This is a genomic window from Brevibacillus jepli, from assembly GCF_047229145.1.
Taxonomy (GTDB): domain Bacteria; phylum Bacillota; class Bacilli; order Brevibacillales; family Brevibacillaceae; genus Brevibacillus.
This window is the reverse complement of the sequence record NZ_JBFEFW010000065.1, coordinates 1-7,278: the sequence shown is the minus strand read 5'-3', so window position 1 is coordinate 7,278 and position 7,278 is coordinate 1. Positions and strand designations below refer to the sequence as shown.

The 7,278-nt window shown below is 46.7% G+C and carries 4 protein-coding genes and 1 pseudogene; 4 read left to right on the top strand and 1 reads right to left on the bottom strand.

Features of this window, described 5'->3' with window-relative positions:
• The first annotated feature begins 253 nt into the window (after positions 1-253).
• Positions 254-1,474, top strand: a complete 1,221-nt coding sequence (locus AB1L17_RS31055) for an IS256 family transposase (RefSeq protein ID WP_412848791.1) — start codon at positions 254-256, stop codon at positions 1,472-1,474.
• A 154-nt stretch (positions 1,475-1,628) separates the two neighbouring features.
• Here the strand turns inward: AB1L17_RS31055 and AB1L17_RS31050 are convergent, their stop codons facing one another.
• Positions 1,629-2,987: an IS1182 family transposase gene (locus AB1L17_RS31050; RefSeq protein ID WP_412848792.1), complete on the bottom strand. Its 1,359-nt coding sequence runs from the start codon at positions 2,985-2,987 to the stop codon at positions 1,629-1,631.
• Between the two features lie 277 nt (positions 2,988-3,264).
• On the opposite strand from AB1L17_RS31050, the pseudogene AB1L17_RS31045 reads away from it, so the two are divergent.
• From AB1L17_RS31045 to AB1L17_RS31035, 3 genes and pseudogenes are all read left to right on the top strand, one after another.
• Positions 3,265-4,026, top strand: a pseudogene (locus AB1L17_RS31045) (transposase); the annotation flags it as partial.
• A 48-nt stretch (positions 4,027-4,074) separates the two neighbouring features.
• Positions 4,075-6,636, top strand: coding sequence for a winged helix-turn-helix domain-containing protein (locus AB1L17_RS31040; protein WP_412848793.1), 2,562 nt, complete (start codon positions 4,075-4,077; stop codon positions 6,634-6,636).
• Positions 6,637-6,788: 152 nt separating this feature from the next.
• A complete protein-coding gene (locus AB1L17_RS31035) occupies positions 6,789-7,217 on the top strand; it encodes a leucine-rich repeat domain-containing protein (RefSeq protein WP_412848794.1) in 429 nt (142 codons plus the stop codon).
• Positions 7,218-7,278: the final 61 nt, after the last annotated feature.

Sequence of the window (7,278 nt, the reverse complement as noted above, 5' to 3'; positions counted from 1 at the left end):
GAATAATTGCTAAATAATAGTCATGTGGTAATGGCAAGTCCCTGAGTTGTGAATATTAATTAGATAAAAAAGGAAATCAGATTGCAGACAAACTCCCTCGCTGAACGAACAGCAGAGGGAGTTTGTTTAATAATTTGATGAAAATACCGAAGGTGTTTTGATCGTTCACCTTTTGGCGACCTGATTTCCATAGCCGAGAGCGTAAAAAGTTTTGTGTAAATGGTTAAACTTTCCATTAAGGAGATGATCATTTATGCAAGACAAAAGAGACTTGACAATTAAGGAATTAGCAAAGGATTGCCGTACCATCGAAGACGTTCACGAGATGCTCAAGAACCTCTTTCGTGACACGATCCAGCAGTTATTTGAAGCGGAAATGGATGACCATTTGGGCTATGCGAAACATAGTGCCGATGGCGATCATACGGGAAATAGTCGGAATGGGTATAGCAAAAAGACGCTGAAAACAAAGTTCGGTAATACAGAAATTCGTGTGCCCCGTGACCGAAATGGTGAATTTGAACCTCACATTGTGAAGAAGCATGAGACCACGGTTAATGGCTTGGAGGAGCAAATCATCGCACTCTACGCCAAAGGAATGTCAACACGAGACATCGAGGAACACATGAAGGATCTGTATGGGATCGATGTCTCACCTGCAATGGTAAGCAAAGTAACAGACAAGATCATGCCGATGGTGGCGGAATGGCAATGCCGACCGCTTGATCGGGTGTACCCCATTGTTTTCCTTGATGCCATCCATTTTAAAGTTCGTCAAGAAAATCGAATCGTCAACAAAGCGGCATACAGCGTCCTTGGTATTACCATGTCTGGGCATAAGGACATTTTGGGCATTTGGATCGGGGAGCATGAAAGTGCCAGCTTCTGGCTAAATGTGTGTACAGATCTGAAAAGCCGTGGTGTAGAAGACATTCTGATCGCCTGCAAGGATGGACTCTCTGGTTTTTCCGAGGCGATCAACGCTGCCTTTCCGAGAACCCAGATTCAACTGTGCGTCATTCACCAGATTCGCAACTCTATGAAATATGTACCGTTCAAGGAAGAAAAGGCTGTCTTGGCAGATTTAAAGAAAGTCTATCAAGCCCTTACGTTGGAAGAGGCTGAATCAGCATTTGCTGCATTCAAAGACAAGTGGGGCAAGAAGTACCCCATCATTATTCGCTCCTGGGAAAATAACTGGCTCGAACTGACCGCCTATTTTAGCTATCCCCCAGAGATACGCAAGATGATTTATACAACGAATATCATCGAGGGATATCACCGACAACTCCGTAAAGTCACAAAGACCAAAACAGCTTATCCATCCGACGATGCTCTACGGAAAATCATTTATCTTGCTACTGTTGAGGCATCGAAGAAGTGGACTATGCCGATTCGGAATTGGAAAGAATGTATATCGCAACTTGCCATCCATTTTGGAGACCGATTGCAAGGAGAACTGTCCGCTTCATGAGGCTGTAGAGTCGGCTTGACATGGAGCCTCTGCGGGCATGGTTTCTTGCGATTGGGCGATGCCTGAAAAACATGCATCGCATGGCAAACAAGCCTACCATGCCCGCCCCTCCATGTAAAGCCGTTAATGTAACCATCCACCTGTTAAAATCCATTTACACAAAAAAATTTACATTCCCCCATAGCCAGGTCGCCATTTTTTTCAAGTTCATGGCAGCGAAAACAAGCATCGCCTGCATCGTGACCTTCTCCAGTCCTCGTAAGGTCGTCCAACGCATGCCATGCTTTTCCTTCATATCAGCGAATACACGTTCAATCGTTTCTTTCCGTTTGCTATAGATTTGTTTGTTTTCCTCGGTATGCCGGAGGTGGTCTACCTCTTCGAGGTAATCAGCCCAGATGTGGCGACTCACTCTCTTTGTGTAGTCTTTACTTTCCGTGCATTGTTTCAAGAACGGACAACTTCGGCAAACTTGAGAATTTGATCGATAGATACGGTACCCATCCTTGTTTGTTGTCTCATATGTTAAGATTTGCTCGTTCGGGCAGATGTAGCAGTCGAAATATTCATCATACACATATTCGTGCTTTTTAAAAAAACCTTCTTTGGTGCGTGGTCTTGTGTAGGGCATAACGGGGCGAATCTGGTCATCAAGGAGTGTTTTACTGATGTAAGGCGTCTTGTATCCCGAGTCCACTGCCACAGCTTGAGGCTGTGCAAACGTCTTTCGCACTTGATTCAAAACATCCTCAAAAACCTGACTGTCATGCACATTGCCTGGCGTTACCTTGGCACCAAGCACAAATCCATTTCGATCACATGCTGTATGAAAACTATAAGCAAATACACGTTCCTTTTCCCCTTTTACAAACAATCCGCAATCCGGGTCAGTTGTGCTGACTTTCACCTCCTTCTTCGAAGTTTCTGTCTTTTTTTCAAGGGGCTTCTTTCCATGTGCAATACGATCCTGATTGATTTCTTCGTCCAGCAGCTCTTGATATTTCTTCGCTTGTTCTTCAACGATTTCTTTCACGTATTTATGCTTATTCGCACTGGCTTTTACATGCGTAGCATCAATGAAAAGCACATCAGGCTTCACGAATCCATGATGAACCGCCTCCTCCAATATTCGAAGGAAGATCGACTCGAAGAGTTGAGTATCCCGAAAACGGCGAACATAGTTCTTGCCTAGGGTCGTGAAATGGGGAATGGGCTGACTGAAATCATAGCCAATAAACCACCGATAGGCAACATTGGTTTCGATCTCTTTAATCGTTTGTCGCATGGAACGAATTCCAAAAATATATTGGATGAAAGCAATTTTAACTAAGACTACAGGGTCAACACTGGGTCTGCCATTGTCATGACAGTAGAGGCTTTCCACCAAGTCATAGATGAACGAAAAGTCGATTGCATTTTCAATTTTTCTTACGAGATGATCTTCTGGCACCAACTCATCTAGCGAGAATGCAGATATCTGATAACGCCCTTCGGCCTCTTGCTTATTAAGCATAATGCCACCTCTAAAAAATAACTTTTGAAAACGTAACATGTTCTATATTCAACAAAAAAGCCTGCAGACCCTGTTCCTTACGGAACTTTGTCTACAGGCTGGGAAATTAAGGCAAATAGACAACAGTAAAGAAAACCAGTTCAGATTACTTACTTAAGGTCTGATGAACAGATAAAAAATCAAGTAACCACAAGGGTTTTGTATCGTTTTTATCGAAATCATGTGCAAGGAAATCGACGATTTCCCTTCAAATTCCTTGCACATGGAGCGGATCTGAATGTACGAATTTCACTCTCATCGTGAAAATCAATTGCTTCTCCCCGATGATTTCTTCTTGCCGTTTGGCGGTAAGTTGAGTAAAGAAAATCGCTGGGTCAAACTGGCTCAGTTGGTGCCGTGGGTATATGCGGAGAAAAAGTATGCCAAATCCTTTCGCAAATCATTTCGTGGACAAAAGGCCGTTTCTATCCGTGTCGCCCTCGGGGCACTCATCATTAAGGAACGTTTGCAACTGTCGGACCGGGAAACGGTCCAGCAGATTGTCGAATACCCGTATCTGCAATATTTCATCGGGCTGGAAGGCTATCAGGATCATCCGCCGTTCCACCCGTCGCTCATGACGCATTTTCGCAAACGTCTGAGCGAGCAAGTTCTCCGCGAAATCAACGAGATCATCGCGGTCGAGGAGGCCAAATCGACACCAGATTCCGACCGTGACGATGAACCGAAATCCGGTAGAAAATCCAAAGGCAAGCGTACGACCAAGCGTCGCTCAATAACCGAAGAAGATCCGAACCAGGGTGTTTTGTTGCTGGATGCCACATGTGCCCCGGCGGATGTGGCGTACCCTACCGATTTGAACTTGCTGAACGAGGCGCGTGAGAAACTGGAGGAGATCATCGACACGTTACATGCTCCACAGATTGGTCGTGCCCGCAAACCACGGACTTATCGGGATCAAGCGCGAAAGGAGTACCTGGCCGTGGCCAAACAACGTCGTGCAGACGGCAAGGTGATTTGTCGAGCGATCGGCAAGCAGCCCCTAAGTAGATATTTGGTAAGATGATAGGGAAGGAGAGAGCAAACCGTGATCATAGCCACGAAACTTCATATTCCCCGATCACGAAGCCCGCTTGTTGTTCGTTCCAGACTCACCCATCGTTTGCATGAAGGGCTGGATCGTGCACTTACCTTGATCACAGCGCCTGCCGGGTATGGCAAAACCACCTTGCTGGGCGAGTGGGTGACGACGCTGGAAAAGCCCGTCTCCTGGGTCTCTCTTGATCAAGCGGATAATGATCGCATGCGTTTCTGGGCACATACCATTGCGGCGCTAAAACAGGCCTATCCGTCTTTTGACGAACAGGCTGTGCTTCGTCATGCCGTGGAAGATCCATCGGGGTTCTCACTGATTGCCGCGCTCGTTAACGGGCTTCATAGTATACCGCAAACGACGGTGCTCGTATGGGATGACTTTCATCACATCGAGGAAGCGTCCATCTTCAAGGGAGTCACTTATCTGCTGGAACGCTTGCCGTCACATGTTCATCTCTATCTCGCAAGCCGAAACTTCCCATCGTTGCCCCTCTCGAGAATACGGGCGGGAAATGGGTTGAACTGGCTGGATGCGAGAGATCTCCGCTTCTCATCGGATGAAACGACTGAATTTTTTGCGAAGTGCGGCGGTATGGACATGGCCATCGAAGACGTGGCTGTCGTACAAAAAAAGACGGAGGGATGGGCAGCGGCGATGCGATTGGCGATCTTATCGTTGCATGAACATGCTGATCCCGCATCGCTGGTCCGGAAGATGGTGGGAACGGAACGTGACATATCGGATTATTTTTTCGATGAAGTGTTATCCTATCAGTCTGAAACGATGCAGCAATTTTTGCTGCAAACGTCGATTTTAGATCGGATGACGGGTGAACTTTGTCAAGCGGTAACCGGTATAGCCGAGAGTGATGCCTGTCTGCAACAATTAGACAAGGAGAGCTTGTTTCTTGTAGCTTTGGACGAGCGGCGGGAGTGGTACAGGTATCATCATCTGTTTCAGCAGTTTTTGACGGCGCAACTGAAAATACGCGAGCCGCTGCAATGGAAAACCTATCATATGGCAGCGGGAAAATGGCTGGAAGAGAACGGTTATCCTCATGAAGCGGTGGATCACTTTCTAGTGGCTGCTGATTATGAACATGCGCTTTCAGTTATAGAGGCGATTTCGCAGGAACTGATGGCTAATGAATGGACGACGATCTGTAATTGGCTAAGTGCTATTCCCGAGTCGCTGTTATTTTCCAGGCCGATGATGCTTTTGACAAAACTTGCCTCCCAGTACTTGTCCGGGCATGTCGAAGCAGCCACAGACGGGTATTGGCGAGCGGTTCGCCGGCTGGAAGAGGGTATTGCTTCCTGCTCACCTGTTGAATCCGAAACATTACATGGCGGGCTCGCTTTTCTGGCCGCATTTCGCACGTTTTTGGATCGGGATTTTGAATATGCCGTTCAATTTTCACGGGAATATGTCGAAAAGCATCCGGAGGGTGATTTCTTCATTGGGTTCGGAAGCGACGGGGATGGCTATCATCCGGTGTGGGACATCTATGTGTCGGATAACGGCCTTCGACTGGCGGAACAGGTGTTAACGCCGTTGCTGTCGATCTGGTCCGGAACCCGAAATGTGTATTTTATCGCTCATCTATATATCGACTTGGGAAAAATGCAGTATGAACGAAATCGCTTGGTCGAAGCGGAAAAGGCGATGCGCCAGGCCTATGATATTGGAAGATTGTATGATAATCGAAGCCTGGCGACCATTGCGGGGCTATGGCTTGCCCGCATTGCCGCCGTACAGGGAGACGAGGAGACATCAAATCAAATGTTGCAAGAGTTAGCCAAACAAACGTCCGAGAAGGCGAATCCCCATCTGTCCGGGAAAATCGCCTCGTTTCGAGCCATGCTAGGCAGGATGCAAGGAGAAGAGAAACCGGTGAGACAATGGCTGAGAAAAAGCGGCTTGCGATTCCGTGATGAAATTCCGGTATCCATGATCAAGGAATATGATTTACTGGCCTCTATACTTGCAGAGCGGGGAGAAATCGAGGAAGCCGCAGCTTTGACGGAGCGTCTCCTCTTCATTGCGAGCGAAGCAGGGCGACAAAGCGATCGCATCCGTCTGCTCGTGCATAAGAGCAGGATCCTATCCTCACTAGGAAAGATTGCAGATTGCATGGACGTATTGGAAGAAGCACTTGCATTGGCGTGGCCGGAAGGGTACATTCGAACCTTTGTTGACGAAGGAGCAGCATTTGGTCAATTATTGGATCAATATATCCAACTGCGTCAAAACCAACATCGCCGCCCCAGCCACAAGGTGTCTTTATCCTATGTGAAACGACTGCGGAGACTGATTCCGCTAGTTGAAGGGGAAGCCGGTACTTCCCATGACGGAATGGTGGTTAATTTAACAGCCAGAGAGCAAAGCGTGCTTCGGTTGATGGAAACGGGGATGTCCAATAAAGAAATGGCGATCAAACTGAATGTTTCTCTCGCAACCATAAAGACCCACATTAACAACATCTATGGCAAATTGCAATCCAAAAATCGATTACAAGCGTTGGAACGTGCCAGAACACTGCAGTTGTTCTGACACGTTCCTCTTTTTTTGCATAAATCATCTCCACCTCCCTGCTCAACCTTTTGGATCTTTTGTGACAGGCAGGGTTGATCACAAAGGGATTGGAAGTTTGTATAATAATTTGGATGAAGCTATGAAGTGAGGGCAGGAAGGATGATGAGGAGATGAATGTTTTCAAGATAAGGCAAATGAACATGCCGAAGCGTTACAACGTAACCAGGATTGGTTTACTAATGCTGATTATACTTTTCGCATGGTTGGGTACAGACACGAAAGAGGCAACAGCAAGTGAAAGTGATTATGAATATCAGGAGATCGCCGGTGGTGTAGAGATTACGAAATATGTGGGCACGGCGAAAGATATAGCGATTCCGGATACGTTAGGCGGTAAGGGCGTTATACGAATAGGAAATACAGCTTTTCGTAATAAAGAATTGACAAGTGTGACGATCCCGGACAGCGTGACGAACATCGGGGAATCCGCATTTGAATCCAATCAACTCGAGAGTGTGACGATCCCGGACAGTGTGACGAGTATTGGGAGGTGGGCATTTCAAAACAACCGACTCAAAAGTGTAGTTGAGTCCGTATAATTGTGTAAAAACAGCATCTCTCTAAAAATAAGGGAGCCATTTTCAATCCCCCTCGGTTAGA

Bases quoted from the DNA above. Each gene is read 5' to 3' on its own strand.
- AB1L17_RS31055 (WP_412848791.1), top strand. From the start codon at position 254: ATGCAAGACAAAAGAGACTTGACAATTAAGGAATTAGCAAAGGATTGC.
- AB1L17_RS31050 (WP_412848792.1), bottom strand. From the start codon at position 2,987: ATGCTTAATAAGCAAGAGGCCGAAGGGCGTTATCAGATATCTGCATTC.
- AB1L17_RS31035 (WP_412848794.1), top strand. From the start codon at position 6,789: ATGAATGTTTTCAAGATAAGGCAAATGAACATGCCGAAGCGTTACAAC.